This is a genomic window from Sphingomonas sp. (assembly GCF_003248515.1).
In the GTDB taxonomy this organism is placed as follows: domain Bacteria; phylum Pseudomonadota; class Alphaproteobacteria; order Sphingomonadales; family Sphingomonadaceae; genus Sphingomonas_I.
This window is the reverse complement of the sequence record NZ_QFOB01000004.1, coordinates 227506-246902: the sequence shown is the minus strand read 5'-3', so window position 1 is coordinate 246902 and position 19397 is coordinate 227506. Positions and strand designations below refer to the sequence as shown.

Sequence of the window (19397 nt, the reverse complement as noted above, 5' to 3'; positions counted from 1 at the left end):
AAGAAAGGGCCCCGGCATCGCTGCCGGAGCCCCGCTTACCGCCATGCGGCAGGAATATCGCTTACTTGTAAACGCGATAGCCGTTCTTGTTCACGTAGTAACGGCGACCACGGCTGTCGCGATAATAGTGGCGATTCTTCTTCAGCGCGGTGTAGGCGGCACCGCCCGCGCCACCGACGAGGGCGCCGGTGCCCACCGACATGCCGGGAATGATCGCGCCCGCCAGAGCGCCCGCGCCCGCGCCGATCGCGGTGCCCTTCAGCATCTGATTGGCATTCTGGGCCGAAGCCGGAGCGCCCAGGCCCACCGAGAGGGCAACGGCGCCGGCGATGAGTCCGGTACGGTTCATGACAACATCCCTTTCTTGCGAAACTTGTTTCCCGTGAACGGCGGACGGAGTGACCGGTTCCTTTATCCTGGGTTCATCCGACCCAAAGGATCCACCCTCTTCGCCGTGCCGTTCCTTATCGTCCGAATGTCCTTTGCGGAGCGCCCGATCGATGCTGCCTTTCTGACGTGATTCGTCCGAATCGGGGCTGAACACCCGGTTGCCCGCCGTTCATCTGATTGTGGGGGCGGCGGAGAGAGCAGGTATCCCGTCTCCCGCGTCCGGCGCGCCGCCCATCGCACTCCCGTCTCGAACGGCAGAGCCCCGTCGTCCTGATCCTTCGAGAGGCCATTTCGTCTTCGCTATAGGGCTTGTGTCGGGATAGACGGCGCTGGAACATGTCCGCGCGAAGCCGAAGTCGATCCGGCCTAGACCCAGCCTTCCAGCACCTGATCGGGCGGCCGATGGCCATCGGCCCAGGCCTTGATGTTGGCGATCACCTTCACGCCCTGCGCCGCGCGCGCCTCGTGCGTGGCTGATGCCATGTGCGGCAGCAGCAGCACATTTTCCATCGCGATCAGGCGCGGATCGATCGATGGGGCATGATCGAACACGTCGAGCCCCGCGCCCGCGATCACATCATTCTCCAGCGCGCGGATCACCGCCTCGCCATCGACGATCTCGCCGCGCGCGATATTGACCAGATAGCCCTGCGTGCCCAGCAACCCCAGCCGGCGCGCGTCGATCAGCCCGTGGGTTTCGGCGGTGAGCGGGCAATGGATGGAGACGATGTCCGCCGCTTCCATCAGCGCGTCCGCGCTCGGAAGATAGGTGGCGCCCAGTTCCTCCTCGATCGCGGCGGGCAGCCGGCGACGATTATGATAGACGATCCTCAGGCCGAAGCCCTGCGCGCGCCGCGCCACTGCCCGGCCGATCCGCCCCATGCCGATGATGCCCAGCGTGCGGCCGCCGATGCGATGCCCCAGCATCGCGGTGGGGCTCCAGCCCTTCCACTCGCCGGAACGCGCCACGCGCTCCCCTTCCACGATCCGGCGCGGCAGCGCCAGGATCAGGGACATGGCGAGATCGGCCGTGTCTTCGGTCAGCACGCCGGGCGTGTTGGTGACGACGATACCGCGCGCGCGGGCGGCCTTCAGATCCACATGATCCACGCCCGCCCCGAAATTGGCGATCAATTTGAGCGACGGCCCCGCCGCCTCGATCAGCGCGGCATCGATCCGGTCCGTGATCGTGGGCACCAGCACATCCGCGTCGCGCGTCGCCGCGGCGAGTGCGGCCGCATCGAGCGCGAGATCGGCATCGTTCAGCGCAACGTCGAAAAGTTCGCCCATCCTCTGCTCGACGCCGTCGGGCAGCTTGCGCGTGACGAACACGCGGGGACGGAGCGGCCGGGGCTGCGAGCGAAGCGCGTCGGACATGTGATCCGCTAGGCCCGGCGGACGCCGATGGTCAAGCGTGCCGAAGGTCGTAGCCGGAGTCGCGCGCAAGCGCCCGCGCGGCGAACAGGAAATGGATCGCCGCCCAGACATAGACGATCACGTCCAGCCGCAGCGCGCGCGCCAGAGCATCGCCGGGGGAAAGGCCTGTTGCCGCGAAATGATCGCTCAGTGCGCCCACCGCCAGCGGGCCCAGACCCAGCCCGATCGCATTCATCGCCATCAGCAGGATCGCCACCGCCGTCGCCCGCTCACGCGGGCTCACGCAGTTTGCCGTCACCGCATAGGTCGGCCCGAAATAGAGATGCGCGCCGAGCAGCGGGACGAGCCCGACGGCCGCCAGCGCCAGCGGGCTTTCCTGCAGGAGGGCGATCTGGAACAGGAGTGCGGCCACGATCATGCCGGCGGCCGCCACCATCCCCGGCGCGCCCCTGCGGCTCCTTCCCAGCCTGTCGGCCAGCCAGCCGCCCAGCGCGATGCCGGCGCCGATGCCACAGCCCGCGATCAGGCCATAGCCGCTCGCCGCCACCCCCAGCGGGAGATCGAAGCGGCGCACGGCGAGCGGCACGACGAAACTCGTCAGGCCATAGCCGGCAAAGGATGCGAGCGTCGCGCCCGCCATCATGTGCAGGAATGCCGGGCGGCGAGCGAGGGCGCGCGCCACGCCGGCGAGCGAGGGCGCTTCGGCCACGGGGCTCGTCCGGCGCGGCTCGCGAAGCAGCAGCGCGGCAATGCCCGCCAGTGCCACGCCGGGCAGGCCGAGCGCGAGGAAGGCGGCGCGCCAGCCCAGCGTCTGCGCGACCCAGCCGCCGGCTACCGCGCCGATCAGCATGCCGGCGGGGATGCCGAGCGAGAGCAGTGCCAGTGCGGTCGCGCGCTTTTCCCGTGGAAAGAGATCGGAGACGAGACTCTGCGATGCCGGCGCGCAGCCGGCTTCGCCCACCCCGACGCCGATGCGCGCGGCGAGCAGGGCGCCGAATCCACCCGCCATGCCGCACAGCGCTGTCATCGCGGACCACAGGGCGAGGCTGATCGCGATGATGGCCACGCGCGAGCCACGGTCCGCCAGCCGCGCGATGGGCAATCCCAGCACCGTATAGAAAAGCGCGAAGGCCACGCCGCCGAGCAGGCCGAGCTGCATATCGCTGAGCCCCAACTCCGCCTTCATCGGCTGGCCGACAATGCCCACGAGCTGCCGATCGATGAAGTTCACGACATAGATGAGCGTGAGCAGCGCCAGCGTGAGCTTCGGGCGGACGGGGGAGGGCGCGGTCATGGCCGGCCCCTTGGCGCGGGGGGCGAAGCGGGGCAAGCCTTCCCCGATTCGATCCTGAAGGAGAGCCGGATCGGGCGGAGATGGCCCGCTCGATCCGTCCCGCCTATCCCACGGCCAAGCAATTCTTCACACGATCCGCGCATCGCGAGTTGCGATCCGCTCGCAGCCTGCCCTAGAGGCATCACCCTTCCCTTATCTGCCAAGGCCGTTTGAATGTCCGCCCATGCCATGCTCCAGCCCCTCGAGCCCACTGCCAGCCTCACCGTGGAAAAGGTGCTGTCGGTGCGTCACTGGAACGAGCATCTGTTCAGCTTCACGCTGACGCGGCCCGCCAGCTTCCGCTTCCGCTCGGGCGAGTTCGTGATGATCGGGCTGATGGGCGACAACGGCAAGCCGCTGCTGCGGGCCTATTCCGTCGCCTCGCCTTCGTGGGCGGAAGAACTGGAATTCCTCTCGATCAAGGTGGAGGATGGCCCGCTCACCTCCAAGCTCCAGCAGGTGAAGGAAGGTGACGATATCTTCCTCGGCCGCAAGCCCACCGGCACGCTCGTCGCCGATGCGCTGCTGCCGGGGCGCCGCCTGTTCCTGTTCGGCACGGGCACCGGTCTGGCGCCCTGGATGTCGATCATCCGCGATCCGGACATTTACGATCGCTACGAGCGGGTCGTCGTCGTCCATTCGGTGCGCAAGGTGAGCGACCTCGCCTATCGCGATGAGCTGGACAACAAGCTGGCGGGGGATCCGCTGGTGGAGGATTTCGCGCGGAGCCAGCTTCATTATATCCCGACCGTCACGCGCGAGCCGTTCCACACCTCCGGCCGCATCGACAAGCTGATCGCCGATGGCACGATCTTCGCCGGCGATCCGGATCGCCCGCAGCGCTTCGATCCCGAACATGATCGCGTGATGCTGTGCGGATCGATGGCGATGATCAAGGAAACGGCGGCCCTGCTGGATGCGGCGGGCTTCACGGAGGGATCGAACGCCAAGCCGGGCGAATATGTGATCGAGCGCGCCTTCGTCGGCTGAGTCATTTTCGTGATCCCGGGCCTGGTCCGGGATCCGCTCCCTCGCGTGGCCTTCCGTCCGGCTTTCAACTTTCGCGCGACGGAGCCCGGAGCGCGCCCGGGGCGACGGGTGGATAGGGCAGCCCATCGCCTGCGCGACTCCATCCACAGCTTTCCGCTGTATCCCGCCTTGCAAAGCGCGCGTGCGCGCGGCAGTCGGGGATGGTGTCGCCCGTGCGCCTGCTTCTCGATCGAACCGCCGTCCTTTTTCTCGGCGTCGCCGCCGGGGCGGCGATCGGCTATGCGTTCGGCACGGGCAACCAGAGCCAGCAATCCGTCGTCCTCGCCCCAGAGGCCGCGCCGCCGCCTCCGCCGGCCGTAGCCCCCCCGCCGCCGACCGATCCGGCCGCTCCGGAACCCGAAAAGCCTGCCGAGCAGACGGAAGCCAAGCCTGTTCCCGTGCAGGCGCCGCCCGAAGTGCCCGTCACCATTGCCGACGATCAGCCGCAGCCGGGGCTGGAAAGCAGCGTGCGCCAGGGCCGCGCGATCCGCATCGGCGTGTTCGGAGACAGTTTCGGTGACGGCGTCTGGTCCGGCCTTTATCGGCTGCTGCCGGCGAGCCAGGGCTATCGCGTCGAGAAATACAGCCAGCAATCGACCGGCTTCACCCGCTACAAGCGGCTGAACCTCGAAAATCATGACGAAGGCCGGCTGGGCGATCAGCCTGTCGACATCGCCGTCATCTCCTTCGGTGCGAACGACGCGCAGGGCGTGTGCGGGGACGATGGCAAGTGCGGCGCTTTGATGAGCAGCCGCTGGCAATCGATCATCGGCGGGCGCGTGGAAAGCTATGTCGCGATGCTGCGGCGGCATGGCGCGTCGGTCTACTGGGTTGGCCTGCCGGTGATGCGCGATCATGGTTTCGATAGCGATACCAATGCGATGAACGCTTTCTATCGTTCGCTTATGGGGCGGCTCGGCGTGCCCTTCGTCGATATCCGCCCGCTCACCGTGGATGCCCAGGGCCAGTATGAAGCTTATTATCCGGACGAAACCGGCGCGCCGAAGCTGTTGCGCGCCAATGATGGCGTTCACATGTCGATGAACGGCTATCTGCGCATCACGAAGCCGCTCGCCGCGCGTATCCGCGAGGCGACCGAGAGCGCCCGCCAGCAGCAGGGCGCTCCCTCCGTCGCCACGACGCCGGACCGCCCGCAATCATGATCGGCCTGATGATGGCGGCCGCCGCCGCGCTCGGCACGGGCGAGGGGCTGGCGAACGCGCAGGCCCTCCAGCCTTTCTTCACGAAGCTGGCGCGGGCAAGCGCGCCGGGCGCCCAGAAGGGCAGACCGCTGCACATCCTCCAGATCGGCGACAGCCATACGGCCGGCGACATGATCTCGGGCGCGTGGCGCGATGCGCTGCAAGGGCGCTATGGCAGTGGCGGGCGCGGCGTGATGGCGCCGGGCCGCCCTTATGACGGCTATCTCACGCGGGGTATCACCGCATCCATGTCGCCGGACTGGAGCATCGCCGCCGATTTCGGAAAGGGCTGGGGCGATGGCCATCCGCCGCTCGGCCTTTCGGCCTACACGCTCACCAGCCGCAGGGACGGCGCGACGATGGCGCTGGATGCAGAGGCGACGGAGCGTTTCGACCGTGTCGTCCTCTGCGCGATGGCGGGGCCGGGGGCGGGCGCGCTCACCGTGCGCATGGGGGACCAGAGCGACCGGCTGAGCTGGGCTTCGCCTTCTCCACGCGCGGAATGCCGCACATTGCGCGCGGAGAGCCCGCAGACCCATGTCGACATCACGACGGACGGCGGCCCGGTGACGCTCACCTCCTGGGGCACGTTCCTGGATCAGGGCGGCATCGTCGTTTCGAACGTGGGCGTGGTGGGATCGCAGCTCGTGCATTTCGGGCGCACGGACGATGGCGTGGTGAGCGAGGAGCTCAACACCTACGATCCCGATCTGATCGTGATCGCCTTCGGCACGAACGAAGGCTTTTCGGCGCGGGTGTCGCCTTTCGAATATGAAGCGATCCTGCGCAGCCAGATCGGCCGTATCCGCAGGCTGGCGGGCAATGTGCCGATCCTGCTGCTCGGCGCGCCCGATGCGCTGACGCGGCGGAGCGAGATGCTCGCCAACGGGCCGGGCGGCGACAGCAGCGCCTGCCGCGAGGGGGGGGAGGCCGTCGTCGCGGCGCCGCCCCCGCCGCCACCCGCGCTTTCGGGAAGCGGGCTGGCGGCGGCGATGTCCCGGCTCGGTTCCTATCTGGGCGTCACGCAGGCGGCCGAGACGGGGCAGTCCCAGCCCCAGCTCCCGTCGCAACCGTTGGCCCAGCCCACGACGCCTCCCAAGCCGATCTATCCGCCGGGGGCGGTGGTGCAGCCGCTTCCCGCGCGCGCGCCGGAAACCTCGCGCAATCCGCTCTTCCCGCCGGCCGGCCTTTCGGTGATCCGCGATGTGCAGCGCCGCGTGGCGACTTCGCTGCACGTCGCCTTCTGGGATTGGGAGGGGCGCATGGGCGGCCGCTGCACGGCGATGCGCTGGACGCGCGCCAGTCCGCCGCTGATGCGCGGCGACTATGTTCATTATACGAAGGCGGGCGGCAAGGAGATCGCCGATCGCCTGCAGGCGGATCTCGATCGTGCGAGCGGGGCCTCGGCGCGCTAGATGCTGTTCCCGACACTCACCTTCGGGCTCTTCTTCCTTCTCGTCTTTTCCGTCACCTGGGCGGCGCGCGGATCGAATGAGTGGCGCAAGATCCTGCTGCTGCTGGCGAGCTGGATCTTCTACGGCGCGTGGGACTGGCGCTTCGTCGCCCTGCTGATCGCATCGGCCTTCCTGAACTGGGGCGCCGCGCGCCTGATCGAGCGCGTCGATACGGGCGAGGATGACGAGGAAGGCGGCACGCGCAAGGCGATCATGCTGGCGGGCGTCGTCGCCAATCTGCTGATCCTCGGCCTCTTCAAATATTATGATTTCTTCCTGGAGCAGCTGGGCGCGATCCTGGCGGGCCTCGGCTTCGCGCGGGACATGCCGCTGATGCAGATCGTGCTGCCGGTGGGCGTCAGCTTCTTCACCTTCCAGGGGATGAGCTACCTGATCGATGTCTACAAACGGCGCATCCCGGCGGAATCGCTGCTCGACATCACCTTGCTCATGTCCTTCTTTCCGCATCTCGTCGCGGGGCCGATCGTGCGCGGATCGGATCTGCTGCCCCAGTTCCGCCGCACGCCCGAACTGACGCGCGACATGGCGGCGATGGGCCTCGTGCTGATCGTGTGGGGCCTTTTCAAGAAGGCGGTGGTCGCCTCCGAAATCTCGACCGGGCTGGTCGATCCGGTCTTTTTCGATCCGGCCAGCCACACGGCGATCGATCTGGTCGCGGCGGCCTATGGCTATGCGGTGCAGATCTATTGCGATTTCTCCGCCTATAGCGACATGGCGATCGGCATCGCGGCGTTGCTCGGTTATCGCTTCCCGCTCAATTTCGATCAGCCCTATCGCGCGGCGAGCCTGCAGGAATTCTGGCGGCGCTGGCACATCAGCCTTTCCAGCTGGCTGCGCGATTATCTCTATATCGATGCGCTGGGCGGCAACCGGAAGGGTTTCGCGCGCCAGTGCGTGAACCTGCTCGCCACCATGGCGCTGGGCGGGCTGTGGCATGGCGCGAAATGGACATTCGTGATCTGGGGCGGCCTGCACGGCGGCGTGCTGGCGCTGGAGCGGATCTGGGATCGCCATCGGCCCGAAGGCGCGCCGCGCCTGCCGAAGCTGCTGGGTGTGATCCTCACCTTCCATATCGTCGTGCTCGGCTGGATCTTCTTCCGCGCGGAAAGCTTCGCGCAGGCGATGGCCTTTCTCGGCGGCCTGATCGGCTGCGGGATGGCGGGCGCGGAACTGGTGGTGACGCCTCTGGCCGTCGCGCTGATCCTGCTGGGCATGAGCTTCCATTTCGCGCCCGGCGATCTGGGGCAGCGGCTGGCGCTGAAGCTGCGCTGGCTGCCCGTGCCCGCGCTGGGGCTGCTGGTGGCGATCACGATCATGATGATCGATGCGATGCGCTTCGAGGGCGTGGCGCCCTTCATCTACTATCAGTTCTGACGGGAGATCGAGCATGCCCCGCGAGACGCCTTCGCCGATCGATCTTCCCGACGATCCCGTCGACGCGCCGGGCCTGGGCTGGGCGGCGGGCGTGATCGCCATCGCCGCGCTGGCTCTGCTGGCGATCAACGCCGTATCCCTGCGCGACTGGGCCAATGATCTGACGCCCGGCCCCGTTCAGGCGCGCCTGGCAGATGCCACCGAAGGCTGGCTGCAATTCACGGAGGCGGTGGGCGTCGGCAGGCCGCGCGCCTGGCTGCACGATCAATGGAAGAAAGCCGAAAATGCCCGCTTCGGCGGCCAGCAGCCGGACGAGGCGGCCCCGCCCGCGCCGTAAGCCTCAGCGGTTCGCCGCGAGGTGCAGCCCGAGGCCGATCATCAGCGTGCCGCAGGCCGCATCGATCCAGCGGCGCAGGGCAAGGTAGCGCCGCCGGACGCGATCCGTCGCCAGCCCGATCGCGACCAGTGCATACCAGCCGCCCGAGATCGTCACGACCACCACCAGAGTGGCGGCGAACAGGCCCACCGGCGCGTGCGGCGGAAACATCGAACTGAACACGCTCGTCCAGAAGGCGCCCGCCTTGGGATTGGTGAGATTGGTCATCAGCCCGGCGCGATAGGCACGCGCATAGGAAGTGGGCACCGGCACGGCACGCGCCGCCGTGACGGCGGAGCGCGCATTCCAGGCGAGCCTGATCCCGCACCAGATCAGATAGGCCGCCCCGGCCAGCCGGATGAGATCGTAGAGATGGCCCGCCCGCGCGAGCAGGGCCGCCACGCCCATCATCGCCAGCGTGGCCCAGATCAGCGATCCCGTGGCGACACCCACCGCGACGGTGACGCCGAGGCGCGTGCGCCCACTGAGCGCGAGCTGGCTGACCACGAGGAAGTTCGGCCCCGGGCTCGCGACCATCGCGAAATAGACGCCGGCGATCGCCGCGAGGGTGGGAAGATGGGGCATGGCGCCCACGCCATAGCTGGCCCCTGTGCAAAACGCCTCCGAGAATCTTCGACAAACGCCCTCCCGATCCCTATTTCGCGCGTCGAGGAGAATGCCCGTGAACGCCCCCGTGACGAACCTGACCGGCCTGGACCTGCGCGCCGAGATCGATCGGCTGCGCAAGGAGCGCAACGCCGTGATCCTCGCCCATTATTATCAGGTGCCGGAGATTCAGGATCTCGCGGATTTCGTGGGAGACAGCCTCGATCTGTCGAAGAAGGCGGCGGAGACGGACGCCGAGGTGATCGCCTTTTGCGGCGTGCGCTTCATGGCGGAGGTCGCCAAGATCCTGTCTCCGCAGAAGACGGTCGTGCTGCCCGATATGGCCGCCGGCTGTTCGCTGGAGGATAGCTGCCCGCCGGAGCAGTTCGCGGCATTCCGGGCCGCCCACCCGGATCACCTGGCGCTGACCTATATCAACTGTTCCGCGGCGGTGAAGGCGCACAGCGACATCATCGTCACCTCGTCCTCGGTCGAGAAGATCCTCGCGCAGATCCCGCAGGACCAGAAGATCCTGTTCGCGCCGGACAAGAATATGGGCGCCTATTTCAACCGGAAGACCGGGCGGGACATGTTGCTGTGGCAGGGCGCCTGCATCGTCCACGAGGCTTTCTCGGAAACCGAGCTGTTGAAGCTCAAGATGCAATATCCCGATGCGCCGATCGCCGCGCACCCGGAATGCCCGGCCTATATTCTCGATTATGCCGATCAGGTGGGCTCGACGCGCGCCATCCTGGAATTTGCCCTGTCCTCGCCGGCCGACACGATCATCGTCGCCACCGAGCCGCACATCATCCACCAGATGCAGAAGGCGGCACCGCACAAGACCTTCATCGGCGCGCCGGGCGCGGACGGGAATTGCAACTGCAACATGTGCCCGTACATGGCGATGAACAGCCTCGAAAAGCTCTATCTGGCGCTCCGCGATCTGAACCCGCGCATCGAGATGGACGAGGAAACCCGCCTCGCCGCCAAAAGGCCGCTCGATCGAATGCTGGAAATGGCCGCCCATAGCGTTGGCAAGGGCGATTTGGGCCGGCCGGTGACGGCGACGGCGGGCTGACATGGCCTATGCGGGAAGCTGCCATTGCGGGGCCGTGGCCTTCCGCGTCGAAGCGGAGCTGCCGGCCGAGGCGATCAGCTGCAATTGCTCGCACTGCCGCCGCAAGGGTTTCCTGTTGGCCTTCCACCCCGCCGACCAGTTCGCGCTGACGGCGGGCGAGGAGAGCCTCGTCACCTACATGTTCAACCAGCACAAGCTGCGGCATCGTTTCTGCAAGACCTGCGGCACGCAGGCCTTCGCCGAGGGGCAGGGGCCGAGCGGCGCGGAGATGCGCGCGGTGAACCTGCGCTGCGTGCCCGATTGCGATCCGGATGCGCTGACGATCAGGAAGATCAACGGGGCGTCGTTCTGACGACCGCGCGCGCGACGGCGGCGCTGTCCGCACTTCTGGGTGGCGGCGGGACGGCGGTGGCCACCGGCGCTCCGGGCGCGGCGCCCGCCCGCGTCCTCACGCTGTCGCTCGTCACGATCGCGAGCGATCAGGCTGCCCGCAACGCGCGCATATCAGGCGGCCCACGCACGGCTCCCCCGCTGGCGCTGCGGCTGACCTATCTGGTCAGCGCGGCCGATACGGATGGGGATCTGCTCGATCGCGCGCTTGCCCTCGTCCACGCTCATCCCGTTCTGACGGCGGATGGCGGGGAGCCGGAGGAGGCCGCGTTCCGCATCGCGCTGGAGGATGCGGAGACGGACATGCTTTCACACCTGTGGCTCTCTTATGGCGTCGCCCGTCGGCCCGGCTTTCTCATTCTCGTTTCCGGAGTTTCCGCCCCATGATCGCTGGCTTCGACCTCGACGCCTTCGTCGCCGCCACGCTGGCCGAGGACATGGGGCCATCCGGTGATATCACCGCCGCCGCCGTCATCCCCGCCGAAGCGCGCTTTTCCGGCGTGATGGCGAGCCGTGAGGCGATCGCGATCGCGGGCCTGCCGCTGGCCGAAGCCTTCTTCCGGGCGCTCGATCCGGATGTGGCGATCGAAATGCCGGTGGCGGATGGCGATCGCGTCGCGGCGGGCACGGTGCTGATGCGGATCGAGGGGCATGCGCGCGCGCTGCTGACTGCCGAGCGATCGGCGCTCAATACCGTCCAGCACCTTTCGGGCGTGGCGACGCTTACCGCCGCCTATGTGGATGCCATTGCCGGCACGGGCGCCACCCTGCTGGATACGCGCAAGACGATTCCGGGCCTGCGCCTGCTCGAAAAATATGCGGTGCGCATGGGGGGCGGGGCCAATCATCGCATGGGCCTGTGGGATGCGGCGATGATCAAGGACAATCATGTCGCGGTGGCCGGCGATATCGGCGCGGCGACGGCGCGCGCCCGCGATGCCGGAATCGCCAGCATCATCGTGGAGTGCGACCGGATCGATCAGATCGAGCCCGCCATCGCCCATGGCGCCACGCACCTTCTGCTGGACAATATGGCTCCGCCCACCTTGCGCGAGGCAGTGGCGCTTGTCGCGGGGCGGGTTCCGACCGAGGCGTCCGGCGGCGTGCGGCTCGATACGATCCGCGCCATCGCGGAGACGGGCGTCACCTATATTTCGGTCGGCCGACTCACCCAATCGGCGCCCGCCGTGGATATCGGTCTCGATTTCGAGGCCGTCTAGGGCGCGATCCGGCGGGTGCCGCAAGCTGACACCAAGGTTTGCCGCGGGCCTCTCCGTCGTTATCCTCGAGACTTCGGGGGATTATGTCGCGGCCGCCTTCCATCCTTTTGTTCGAGCGCCTTTGGATCGCGGCGCTGATGCTGGGCGCGGTCAATATGGTGATCGCCTGGCCCCTCACGCTTGCCGCCTATCGTGCCTCGGGCCTTTTCGCGGCGCTGCGCGTCGAGCCGAGGCTGGGCCTTCTCCTGATCGACATGCTCACCCTGCTGATCCAGCTCAGCGTGCTGATCCTCGTGTCGCGCGCGGGCAGCCGGATCGCGCGCGGGATCGTCTTCCTGCTGGCCGCCTGGGCGCTGGTGATGATCGCGCGTATGGCGGGCGAGCGGGAGGCGGTGCCGGGCGCGCAGGGAATGCTGGCGGCGATCTGCATTTTCCTGCAGGCGGCGGGGGCCGCGATATTGCTGCGGCCCGACGCGAGGGCGTGGATGGGAAGGGAGCGCATATGAAGCGGCTGTCGATCGTTGCTTGGGCCGTAACGGCCACCGTGGCCCCGCTGGCATCGGCATCGGCAGCCCCGCTATGTTCCGTGCCACAGCGCCTCGCCGCGCCCGCGGAGGAAGGCGCCAGCGAGCGTGAGCCGCGGCGCGTGCTGCCGATCGGCGGCTATACGCTCTCGATCATCTGGCTCGCCGAAAATTGCCGCAAGGGGGGCAGCAGCGGCGCGGGCTCGCTGGATTGCCGCGCCGGGGCCGGCAAGAGCGGCTTCGTGCTTCACGGTCTGTGGCCGGATGGCATCGGACGGGATTGGCCGCAATGGTGCGCGCCGGCCCGCCCGCTGCCCGCCGCCACGCTTCGCGCCCATTATTGCGCGACACCCTCGGCCCAGCTTGCCCAGCATGAATGGGCCAAGCACGGCACCTGCATGCCCGGCTATGATCCCGATCGCTATTTCGCGGATGCCCGCCGGCTGTTCGACGGGCTGAACTTGCCGAACCTGCGCGCGCTTTCCTATGGCGCCACCAGCCGCGGATCGATCCAGCGCGCCGTGGCTGCCGCCAATCCCGGCATGACGCCCGATATGGTTCGCCTCAACGTGAACCGGAAGGGCTGGCTGGAGGAGCTGTGGATCTGCCTCGATACGCGCCTGCGCCAGACGAGCTGCAAGGCGCCCGGCGGCCAGCCCAACGAGCGTGTCCGCATCTGGCGCGGCCGGGCCTGAAGCGGCGCCCGCACGGGGGCGGCATCGGGGGCCTGCGCGGGGCATGAAGTTGCGCTAGGATGGCGGCCCATGAGCCGGCCGCTGGATCCCGAGACAAACGACGAGACGGATCTCGTCCCGATCGCGGCTTCGCTGGTGGAGCCCGGCATCATCTGGAGTTGCTGGAGCGAGGGCGACAGGCTCGTCGTCGATCATGTCGAGCCGCCGGCCGACGCGCCATTCCGCTGGATCCATCTCGATCTGTGCGATCGGCGCAGTGTCCGTTGGGTGGCGCGGGAGGCCGGCTTGCCGGCGGCGGCGGCCGATCTGTTCACCGATATCGAAACCCGCCCGGAAGGCCGGTGGGCGGGCGGCGCGATGGTGCTGATCCTTCCCGATCTGGAGCGGGACTTCAACGCGGTGGAAACGGGGCGGATCGGCGCGCTGCGGCTCGCCTATCGCGATGGCCTGCTCGTCACGGGACGCCACCGCCCGCTCAGGACGCCGGATACGTTGCGCGGGCTGCTGGCCTCGTCCGGTCCGCTCGATGGCGGCACGGCGCTGGACCTCGTCTTCGCCACGCTCGGCAATCTCGTGGCCGAACGCACGCACATGCTGCTGGCCGAGCAGCTGGCGCTGGAGGATCAGATCCTGGCCGACGAGGGGACGCCCGACACGCGTCTGCTCGTCGGCATGCGGCGGCTTTCGGCGCGGCTCCACCGGATCACGGCGGGCATGCGCACGGCCCTGCACCGCCTGGAAGGAGAGCCGGGCCTGCCGCCCGATCTGGCGGCGTTGATCGAGCGGCAAAGCGCACGCCTCGGGGCGCTGGATCGGGAAATCATCGCCGTGCAGGGGCAATTGCGCCTGCTGCGCGACGAGCTGGATCTGCAGGCGAGCCAGCGGACCAACCACAATGTGTATCTGCTGTCCGTGGTGACCGCGCTTTTCGTGCCGGCCACTTTGGTGACGGGCTTCTTCGGAATGAACACGGGCGGCCTGCCCTTCGCGCGGGGCGCGGGCGGCACATTGCTGGCGGCGATCGCGGCGGCCGCCTGCTCGGGGGTGACCTGGCTGGCGCTCAGGCGGATGGGATTGATACGGCGCTAGACGCCCTCTGCTGCGGGCGGCGGATCTAGACCGAGTCGGAACTCGGCACGAGCACGCAGACCACGCCACCATCCTTGGACGGAAGCACGATCGGCTCGCCCGGCGGCAGTTCGTCGATCTCGGCCCTCGTCTTGGGCGGGAGCGCGATGGTGAGCATGCCACGTCCACGATCGAAGACGTAGCCGGCCTTGCTCAGGATCGTCGCCACCTTGTCGAGATCGTGGGCCGGCTCCAGCATCTTCATCGTCTTGGCATCGATCGTGCCGCGATAGGAAATGGCGTCGCAGTTCAGGTTGACCTGTTCTGCGCTCGCCTCGGCCGGCGGGGCTGCGCGCACCATGCCGGCGGAGGCCAGCAAGGTCATCATCGCGATCAGCCGTACGCCTGCGCCCATCATTTCCCCCGATTCTTGCGATGCTCCGCCATGTCCAGCACCGTATTCTCGCCTTCTGGCATGAGGCCGAGGCGCCGGGCAATCTCCTGATAGGCCTCGACCTCGCCGCCGAGATCCTGGCGGAAACGATCCTTGTCGAGCTTTTCTCCCGATGCCATGTCCCACAGGCGGCATCCATCCGGGCTGATCTCGTCGGCCAGGATGATGCGGCTGAAATCGTTTTCCCAGATACGGCCGAATTCCAGCTTGAAATCGACGAGCCGGATGCCGACGCCGGCGAAAAGGCCGGTCATGAAATCGTTCACGCGAATCGCCATATCGGCGATGTCGTGCATCTCGTCCTGGCTGGCCCAGCCGAAGCAGGCGATATGCTCCTCGGAGACGAGCGGATCGCCCAGCGCATCATCCTTGTAATAATATTCGATGATCGTGCGGGGCAGCTGAAAGCCTTCCTCCAGGCCGAGGCGCTTGGAGAGCGAGCCCGCCGCGACATTGCGGATCACCACTTCGATCGGCACGATCTCGCACTGGCGGATCAGCTGCTCGCGCATGTTCAGGCGGCGGATGAAGTGGGTCGGCACGCCGATATTTCCGAGCAAGGTGAAGACATGCTCGGAAATACGGTTGTTCAGCACGCCCTTGCCGCTGATCGTGCCCTTCTTCTGCGCGTTGAACGCAGTCGCATCGTCCTTGAAATATTGGATCAGCGTGCCGGGCTCCGGACCCTCGTACAGGATCTTGGCCTTGCCTTCGTAAATCTGGCGGCGACGGGACATTCGGTTCCCCAAGGTGCGTCGAAACGAAAAAGTGCGTCGAAACGAAACGCCCCGCTCGCGGCGTAGAATACGACGCGTGCGGGGCGAACCGCCGTCATATAGTCGAAGCGACCGATTACCGCAACGAAGGGCTGGCGCCGATGCGTTGTGCGGCGCATGTGCGGCGTGACCCGGAGGTATCGCATGCGTCACAGGCTGGCTGGGATCACGATGGCGATGACGGCGGCCGCCGTTTCCGCGCAGGGGGCCTCCGGCGTGAGCCCGCCCCATGCGAGCCCCGCGCGCATGACGGCGATCGTCAAGGAACTCACGACATCGCCCTATCAGGGGCGCGCGCCGGGCACGCCGGGCGAGGATCGTACGATCTTCTATCTGGCCCGCGAATATCGTGCGCTCGGGCTGGAGCCGATCGGGCCTGATGGCAGCTATTTCCAGTCGGTGCCGCTGATCCGCACGAAGCTGGCCGCGGGCACGCGGGTCACGATCGATACGGGCGGGGGCGCCATGCCGCTGGACGAAGGGCAGGGCATCTACATCAGCACCGTGCGCGATACGGATCGGATCGCGATCGCGGGGGCTCCGCTCGTCTTCGTCGGCTATGGCGTCAGCGCGCCGGAACGCGGCTGGGATGATTTCAAGGGCGTCGATCTCAAGGGCAAGATCGCCGTCTTCCTGGTCAACGATCCCGATTTCGCGGCGGCCGGGGGAGAGGCTGTGGCGGGCAAGTTCGGCGGGCGGCGGATGACCTATTATGGCCGCTGGACCTACAAGTTCGACGAGGCATCCCGCCGTGGCGCGATCGGCGCGCTGATCGTGCATGATACCGCCGGCGCGGGCTATGGCTGGGATACGGTGCGCGCGCCAGGCGGGGAGAATTACGATATCGTGCGCGCGCCGGGCGACGCGCGCGTCGCGATCCAGGGATGGCTGGAAGGCGCCTCGGCGACCGACCTGTTCAGGCGCTCGGGCCTCGATCTGGCCGCGCTCTCCGTCGCGGCGCGGCGGGCGGATTTCCGACCCGTCCCGCTTCAGGGCGCATCGCTCACCATCGATGCGCCGGTCGAGATCAGCCATGTGGAAAGCCACAATGTGATCGGCCGGCTGCGCGGCACCGGCCATCCGGACGAGACGATCATCTACGGCGCGCACTGGGACGCCTATGGCGTCGGCGCGCCCGACGCGCAGGGCAAGACGGTGCGGCAGGGCGCCGCCGATGACGGCACGGGCGTGGCCGGCGTGCTGGAACTTGCGCGGATGTTCAAGGCGGGGGCGGCGCCCGATCGCAGCATCGTCTTCGCGCTGTGGACCGGTGAGGAGCGCGGCCTGCTCGGCTCGGAATATTATGCGACGCATCCGCTGTTTCCGGTCTCGCAGACGACCGCCGTGCTGACGATGGACGTGTTGCAGACGGCGGGCCGCGCGAAGGATGTGGTGCTGGTGGGCGACGGCCAGAGCGAACTGGAAGATATGCTGGCGGCCGCGGCCGCGAAGCAGAATCGGCGCATCACGCCGGAAGCGCTGCCGGAGAGGGGCCTCTTCTTTCGCGCCGACCATTTCTCGCTCGCGCGGCGCGGCGCGCCGTCTCTCCTGCTCATGGGCATGAGCGGCGGGCACGATCTGGTGAAGGGCGGCCGCAAGGCGGGTGACAAATGGCTCGCCGATTACATGAAATGCTATCACCAGCCCTGCGACGACTGGACGCCCAAATGGGATCTCTCCGGCGCGGCACAGGATGTGGATCTGTTCTACGACATCGGCGCGAGCCTCGCGAACAGCCGCGCATGGCCCGACTGGCGCGCGGGCAGCGAATTCAAGGCACTGCGGGCTCAGACGGCAGAGGCGCGGAAGTAGTTCCTTCCGCCCGCGACCCCGCCAATTCTGGCTTGCATGCCGTCGGCGACTCTTATCCCAGCATGTCGGGACCGGGGGATGGGTAAGCCGATTGCGAATATACCTGCCGTGTCGGGACAGGCCCGACACGACAGAGGGGGTCACTTCGCGTGCAATTCCGCCAGCAGTCTCGGCGCCGGGTAGATCTTGGTCAGGGCTTCCTCGACCGCCACGGTCGAGACCGACACGCTGCGATTGAGCGCGCCATCGAAGCCGAAATTGCCGCCCAGCGAGTGAATGTTGCCATCGAACACCGCGCCGATCACGGCGCCCCTGGCATCCAGGATCGGTGAGCCGGAATTGCCGCCGATAATGTCATTGTCGCTCGTGAAATCGACCACCTTGGTCTTGTCGATCCTCGGCTCGGCGGCGGCGACCTTGGGCGGCAGCTTGAAAGGCGGCGCGCCGGTCGCGCGTTCATACATGCCGGCGAACACCGTCGTCGGCTTCACCGTCACGCCCTGATAGGTCCAGCCCTTCACCGCGCCATAAGAGAGGCGCAGCGTGAAGGTCGCATCCGGATACAGATCGGTGCCGTAGACCGCGAAGCGCGCCGCCGCGAGCTTCGATTGCGCGGCGGTGGTGGGCGCTTCCACTTCGAACCGGTAACGATCCTTGATCGCGCGCGCATCGCCGTCATGCGCCAGCACATATCGGATCAGCGGATCGTCCGATGCCTGCACGGCCGCGAGACCGCCGGAGAAAAGCGCGGCGCGCACCTTGGGATCGCCAAGCCTGGTGCCCGTCACCAGCCGATGCGCCACCTGTTCCGGGCTTTCCTTGCCGAGCAGCGCCTTCACCGCCGGCGCATCGGTCGTCAGCGCCTCGCGCGCCTTGGAAAGCCAGTAGGCGATGCTCAGTTCCTCGATCCACGGATAGACCGGCTTGTCGTCGGTCAGCTGCTTTTCGAGCAAAGCGAGCTTGCTGTCCTGATAGTCGGGCAGGCGCTCGGCATTGGGCTTCGCGCGCTCCTGTGCGGCGCGGACGATCGCCCGCGCATCGGCATAGAGATCGGAGAAGCCGCCCGCGCGCAGCTCCAGCCAGTTATAGGGCTTGTAGATGTCGCGATAGACGGCCTGCACCTTGGCGACGTCTACCCAGGGATCTCCCACTTTCTGCGCGATCGCCGGATCGGCCGCGACCTTCGCGCGCAGATCCGCCTCGTTCTGCGCGAGCTTGCCGGCGAAGCCCGGATCCAGCAGCGCCTGCCACTGGCCGTAGCGCGCCTTGTAGCTGTTCTCGATGCTGAACAGCAGCTCCTGGCCCGTCCGGTTCTTCTCGGGATCGGTCGCCATTTCGGCGATCATCCGGCCGCGTATCTCGGCGAGATACAGTTCCAGCGCGGGGAGGGAGACGTCGCGCTGGAAGGCCATCTGCGCCTGGGTCAAAAGCCGCTGGGTCGAACCCGGATTGCCCGAGATGAAGACGAGTTCGCCTTCCTTGGGCGGGCGTGCCGCCCAGGTCAGGTGCTGCGGCGTCACGACCGGCTTGCCGTTTTCGTAGATGCGCAGGAAGGCGGCATCCAGATCATAGCGCGGGAAATTGAAGTTGTCGGGGTCGCCGCCGAAGAAGGCCGCGTCGACCTCGGGCGCATAGACGAGCCGCACGTCCGAATATTTGCGATAATGATAGAGCTTGTACTGGCCGCCGCCGAAGAGGGTGACGACCTGGCATCGCTCGGTGGCGGGATCCGTGCAGCCTTCCTTCTCGATCGCGGCCACCTCGCCATCGCGCGCCTTGGCCAGCGCCGCGCCGGTGGAACCGCCGATCGCCTTCTGCACGCGCGCGGTCATGTCCGTGATGGAGGTGACGATTTCGGCCTGCTGGCCGGCGCATTTGCGCTCGTCCGCCAGCGTCGCGGCGAGGAAGCCGTCCGCGATATAATCGGCCTTGTCGGTCGATATCTGCTGCGCGCAATCGCGCACGCAATGATGGTTGGTGAGGACGAGCCCCTGGCCCGAGACGAGACTGGAGGAACAACCGCCGGTGAGCCGGAGGGACGACATGCGCACGCGATCGAGCCAGGCCTGATCGGGGCTGAAGCCGTAGGCGGCCTTCACCTTTGCGGAGGGAAAGGCATCGAAGGTCCACATGCCTTCGTCGGCCCGGGCGGCGCTGAGCGGCAATGCGGCGGCGGCGAGAAACGCTGCGGCCGGAGGGAGAAACTTCATTGGGC

At 67.4% G+C, this 19397-nt stretch carries 20 protein-coding genes; 13 read left to right on the top strand and 7 right to left on the bottom strand.

The features are described 5' to 3' along the window. Positions 1-61: 61 nt before the first annotated feature. The 3 genes from DI605_RS08605 to DI605_RS08595 all read right to left on the bottom strand — a co-directional run bounded on the left by DI605_RS08605 (position 62) and on the right by DI605_RS08595 (position 3061). On the bottom strand, positions 62-349 hold the full coding sequence (locus DI605_RS08605) for a YMGG-like glycine zipper-containing protein (RefSeq protein ID WP_293972012.1): 288 nt from the start codon (positions 347-349) through the stop codon (positions 62-64). Between the two features lie 407 nt (positions 350-756). Next, positions 757-1767: a D-glycerate dehydrogenase gene (locus tag DI605_RS08600; protein ID WP_293972009.1), complete on the bottom strand. Its 1011-nt coding sequence runs from the start codon at positions 1765-1767 to the stop codon at positions 757-759. Positions 1768-1798: 31 nt separating this feature from the next. Further along, the gene (locus DI605_RS08595) at positions 1799-3061 is read right to left on the bottom strand and encodes an MFS transporter (RefSeq protein ID WP_293972006.1); all 1263 of its coding nucleotides are present in this window, start codon (positions 3059-3061) and stop codon (positions 1799-1801) included. Positions 3062-3274: 213 nt separating this feature from the next. Here DI605_RS08595 and DI605_RS08590 point away from each other — a divergent pair, with 213 nt between their 5' ends. From DI605_RS08590 to DI605_RS08570, 5 genes are all read left to right on the top strand, one after another. Next, positions 3275-4090, top strand: a complete 816-nt coding sequence (locus DI605_RS08590; RefSeq protein WP_293972003.1) for a ferredoxin--NADP reductase — start codon at positions 3275-3277, stop codon at positions 4088-4090. Positions 4091-4290: 200 nt separating this feature from the next. Beyond that, entirely contained in the window at positions 4291-5292 is a 1002-nt protein-coding gene (locus tag DI605_RS08585; protein WP_293972000.1) for a DUF459 domain-containing protein, read from the top strand. After that, on the top strand, positions 5289-6746 hold the full coding sequence (locus tag DI605_RS08580) for an SGNH/GDSL hydrolase family protein (RefSeq protein WP_293971997.1): 1458 nt from the start codon (positions 5289-5291) through the stop codon (positions 6744-6746). The genes DI605_RS08585 and DI605_RS08580 overlap by 4 nt, the downstream gene beginning before the upstream one ends. Next, positions 6747-8180 (top strand): MBOAT family protein, encoded by a 1434-nt coding sequence (locus DI605_RS08575; protein WP_293971994.1) that lies wholly within the window; start codon positions 6747-6749, stop codon positions 8178-8180. Between the two features lie 13 nt (positions 8181-8193). Further along, complete coding sequence (locus DI605_RS08570; RefSeq protein ID WP_293971991.1) at positions 8194-8517, top strand: hypothetical protein; 324 nt, start codon at positions 8194-8196, stop codon at positions 8515-8517. A 3-nt stretch (positions 8518-8520) separates the two neighbouring features. On the opposite strand, the gene DI605_RS08565 is transcribed toward DI605_RS08570, so the two are convergent. Next, positions 8521-9141, bottom strand: a complete 621-nt coding sequence (locus DI605_RS08565; protein ID WP_293971988.1) for a LysE family translocator — start codon at positions 9139-9141, stop codon at positions 8521-8523. A 97-nt stretch (positions 9142-9238) separates the two neighbouring features. On the opposite strand from DI605_RS08565, the gene nadA reads away from it, so the two are divergent. The 7 genes from nadA to DI605_RS08530 all read left to right on the top strand — a co-directional run bounded on the left by nadA (position 9239) and on the right by DI605_RS08530 (position 14161). Continuing rightward, a complete protein-coding gene (gene nadA, locus DI605_RS08560; protein WP_293971985.1) occupies positions 9239-10243 on the top strand; it encodes a quinolinate synthase NadA in 1005 nt (334 codons plus the stop codon). Position 10244: 1 nt separating this feature from the next. After that, positions 10245-10595 (top strand): GFA family protein, encoded by a 351-nt coding sequence (locus DI605_RS08555; RefSeq protein ID WP_293971982.1) that lies wholly within the window; start codon positions 10245-10247, stop codon positions 10593-10595. Beyond that, the gene (locus DI605_RS08550) at positions 10544-11020 is read left to right on the top strand and encodes a Pvc16 family protein (RefSeq protein ID WP_293971979.1); all 477 of its coding nucleotides are present in this window, start codon (positions 10544-10546) and stop codon (positions 11018-11020) included. The genes DI605_RS08555 and DI605_RS08550 overlap by 52 nt, the downstream gene beginning before the upstream one ends. Then, the gene (gene nadC, locus DI605_RS08545) at positions 11017-11853 is read left to right on the top strand and encodes a carboxylating nicotinate-nucleotide diphosphorylase (protein ID WP_293971976.1); all 837 of its coding nucleotides are present in this window, start codon (positions 11017-11019) and stop codon (positions 11851-11853) included. The genes DI605_RS08550 and nadC overlap by 4 nt, the downstream gene beginning before the upstream one ends. Positions 11854-11936: 83 nt before the next feature. Beyond that, positions 11937-12359 carry a hypothetical protein gene (locus tag DI605_RS08540; RefSeq protein ID WP_293971973.1) on the top strand — a complete coding sequence of 141 codons (423 nt, stop codon included), beginning with the start codon at positions 11937-11939 and terminating at the stop codon, positions 12357-12359. After that, on the top strand, positions 12356-13072 hold the full coding sequence (locus tag DI605_RS08535) for a ribonuclease T (RefSeq protein WP_293971970.1): 717 nt from the start codon (positions 12356-12358) through the stop codon (positions 13070-13072). The genes DI605_RS08540 and DI605_RS08535 overlap by 4 nt, the downstream gene beginning before the upstream one ends. Positions 13073-13141: 69 nt before the next feature. After that, the gene (locus DI605_RS08530; RefSeq protein WP_293971967.1) at positions 13142-14161 is read left to right on the top strand and encodes a CorA family divalent cation transporter; all 1020 of its coding nucleotides are present in this window, start codon (positions 13142-13144) and stop codon (positions 14159-14161) included. Positions 14162-14186: 25 nt separating this feature from the next. Here DI605_RS08530 and DI605_RS08525 read toward each other — a convergent pair whose 3' ends face one another. Beyond that, on the bottom strand, positions 14187-14558 hold the full coding sequence (locus DI605_RS08525; RefSeq protein WP_293971964.1) for a hypothetical protein: 372 nt from the start codon (positions 14556-14558) through the stop codon (positions 14187-14189). Further along, complete coding sequence (gene purC / locus DI605_RS08520) at positions 14555-15331, bottom strand: phosphoribosylaminoimidazolesuccinocarboxamide synthase (RefSeq protein WP_293971961.1); 777 nt, start codon at positions 15329-15331, stop codon at positions 14555-14557. The genes DI605_RS08525 and purC overlap by 4 nt, the downstream gene beginning before the upstream one ends. Before the next feature lie 216 nt (positions 15332-15547). Here purC and DI605_RS08515 point away from each other — a divergent pair, with 216 nt between their 5' ends. Next, positions 15548-17182: a M28 family peptidase gene (locus DI605_RS08515; RefSeq protein ID WP_293972576.1), complete on the top strand. Its 1635-nt coding sequence runs from the start codon at positions 15548-15550 to the stop codon at positions 17180-17182. A gap of 140 nt (positions 17183-17322) precedes the next feature. On the opposite strand, the gene DI605_RS08510 is transcribed toward DI605_RS08515, so the two are convergent. After that, positions 17323-19392, bottom strand: coding sequence for a S46 family peptidase (locus tag DI605_RS08510; RefSeq protein ID WP_293971958.1), 2070 nt, complete (start codon positions 19390-19392; stop codon positions 17323-17325). Between the last annotated feature and the right edge of the window lie 5 nt (positions 19393-19397).

Excerpts from the sequence above, each read along its gene's own strand:
- DI605_RS08605 (WP_293972012.1), bottom strand. The coding sequence starts at position 349 with ATGAACCGTACCGGACTCATCGCCGGCGCCGTTGCCCTCTCGGTGGGC.
- DI605_RS08600 (WP_293972009.1), bottom strand. The coding sequence starts at position 1,767 with ATGTCCGACGCGCTTCGCTCGCAGCCCCGGCCGCTCCGTCCCCGCGTG.
- DI605_RS08595 (WP_293972006.1), bottom strand. The coding sequence starts at position 3,061 with ATGACCGCGCCCTCCCCCGTCCGCCCGAAGCTCACGCTGGCGCTGCTC.
- DI605_RS08590 (WP_293972003.1), top strand. The coding sequence starts at position 3,275 with ATGTCCGCCCATGCCATGCTCCAGCCCCTCGAGCCCACTGCCAGCCTC.
- DI605_RS08585 (WP_293972000.1), top strand. The coding sequence starts at position 4,291 with ATGGTGTCGCCCGTGCGCCTGCTTCTCGATCGAACCGCCGTCCTTTTT.
- DI605_RS08580 (WP_293971997.1), top strand. The coding sequence starts at position 5,289 with ATGATCGGCCTGATGATGGCGGCCGCCGCCGCGCTCGGCACGGGCGAG.
- DI605_RS08575 (WP_293971994.1), top strand. The coding sequence starts at position 6,747 with ATGCTGTTCCCGACACTCACCTTCGGGCTCTTCTTCCTTCTCGTCTTT.
- DI605_RS08570 (WP_293971991.1), top strand. The coding sequence starts at position 8,194 with ATGCCCCGCGAGACGCCTTCGCCGATCGATCTTCCCGACGATCCCGTC.
- DI605_RS08565 (WP_293971988.1), bottom strand. The coding sequence starts at position 9,141 with ATGCCCCATCTTCCCACCCTCGCGGCGATCGCCGGCGTCTATTTCGCG.
- DI605_RS08555 (WP_293971982.1), top strand. The coding sequence starts at position 10,245 with ATGGCCTATGCGGGAAGCTGCCATTGCGGGGCCGTGGCCTTCCGCGTC.
- nadC (WP_293971976.1), top strand. The coding sequence starts at position 11,017 with ATGATCGCTGGCTTCGACCTCGACGCCTTCGTCGCCGCCACGCTGGCC.
- DI605_RS08540 (WP_293971973.1), top strand. The coding sequence starts at position 11,937 with ATGTCGCGGCCGCCTTCCATCCTTTTGTTCGAGCGCCTTTGGATCGCG.
- DI605_RS08535 (WP_293971970.1), top strand. The coding sequence starts at position 12,356 with ATGAAGCGGCTGTCGATCGTTGCTTGGGCCGTAACGGCCACCGTGGCC.
- DI605_RS08530 (WP_293971967.1), top strand. The coding sequence starts at position 13,142 with ATGAGCCGGCCGCTGGATCCCGAGACAAACGACGAGACGGATCTCGTC.
- DI605_RS08525 (WP_293971964.1), bottom strand. The coding sequence starts at position 14,558 with ATGATGGGCGCAGGCGTACGGCTGATCGCGATGATGACCTTGCTGGCC.
- purC (WP_293971961.1), bottom strand. The coding sequence starts at position 15,331 with ATGTCCCGTCGCCGCCAGATTTACGAAGGCAAGGCCAAGATCCTGTAC.
- DI605_RS08515 (WP_293972576.1), top strand. The coding sequence starts at position 15,548 with ATGACGGCGGCCGCCGTTTCCGCGCAGGGGGCCTCCGGCGTGAGCCCG.
- DI605_RS08510 (WP_293971958.1), bottom strand. The coding sequence starts at position 19,392 with ATGAAGTTTCTCCCTCCGGCCGCAGCGTTTCTCGCCGCCGCCGCATTG.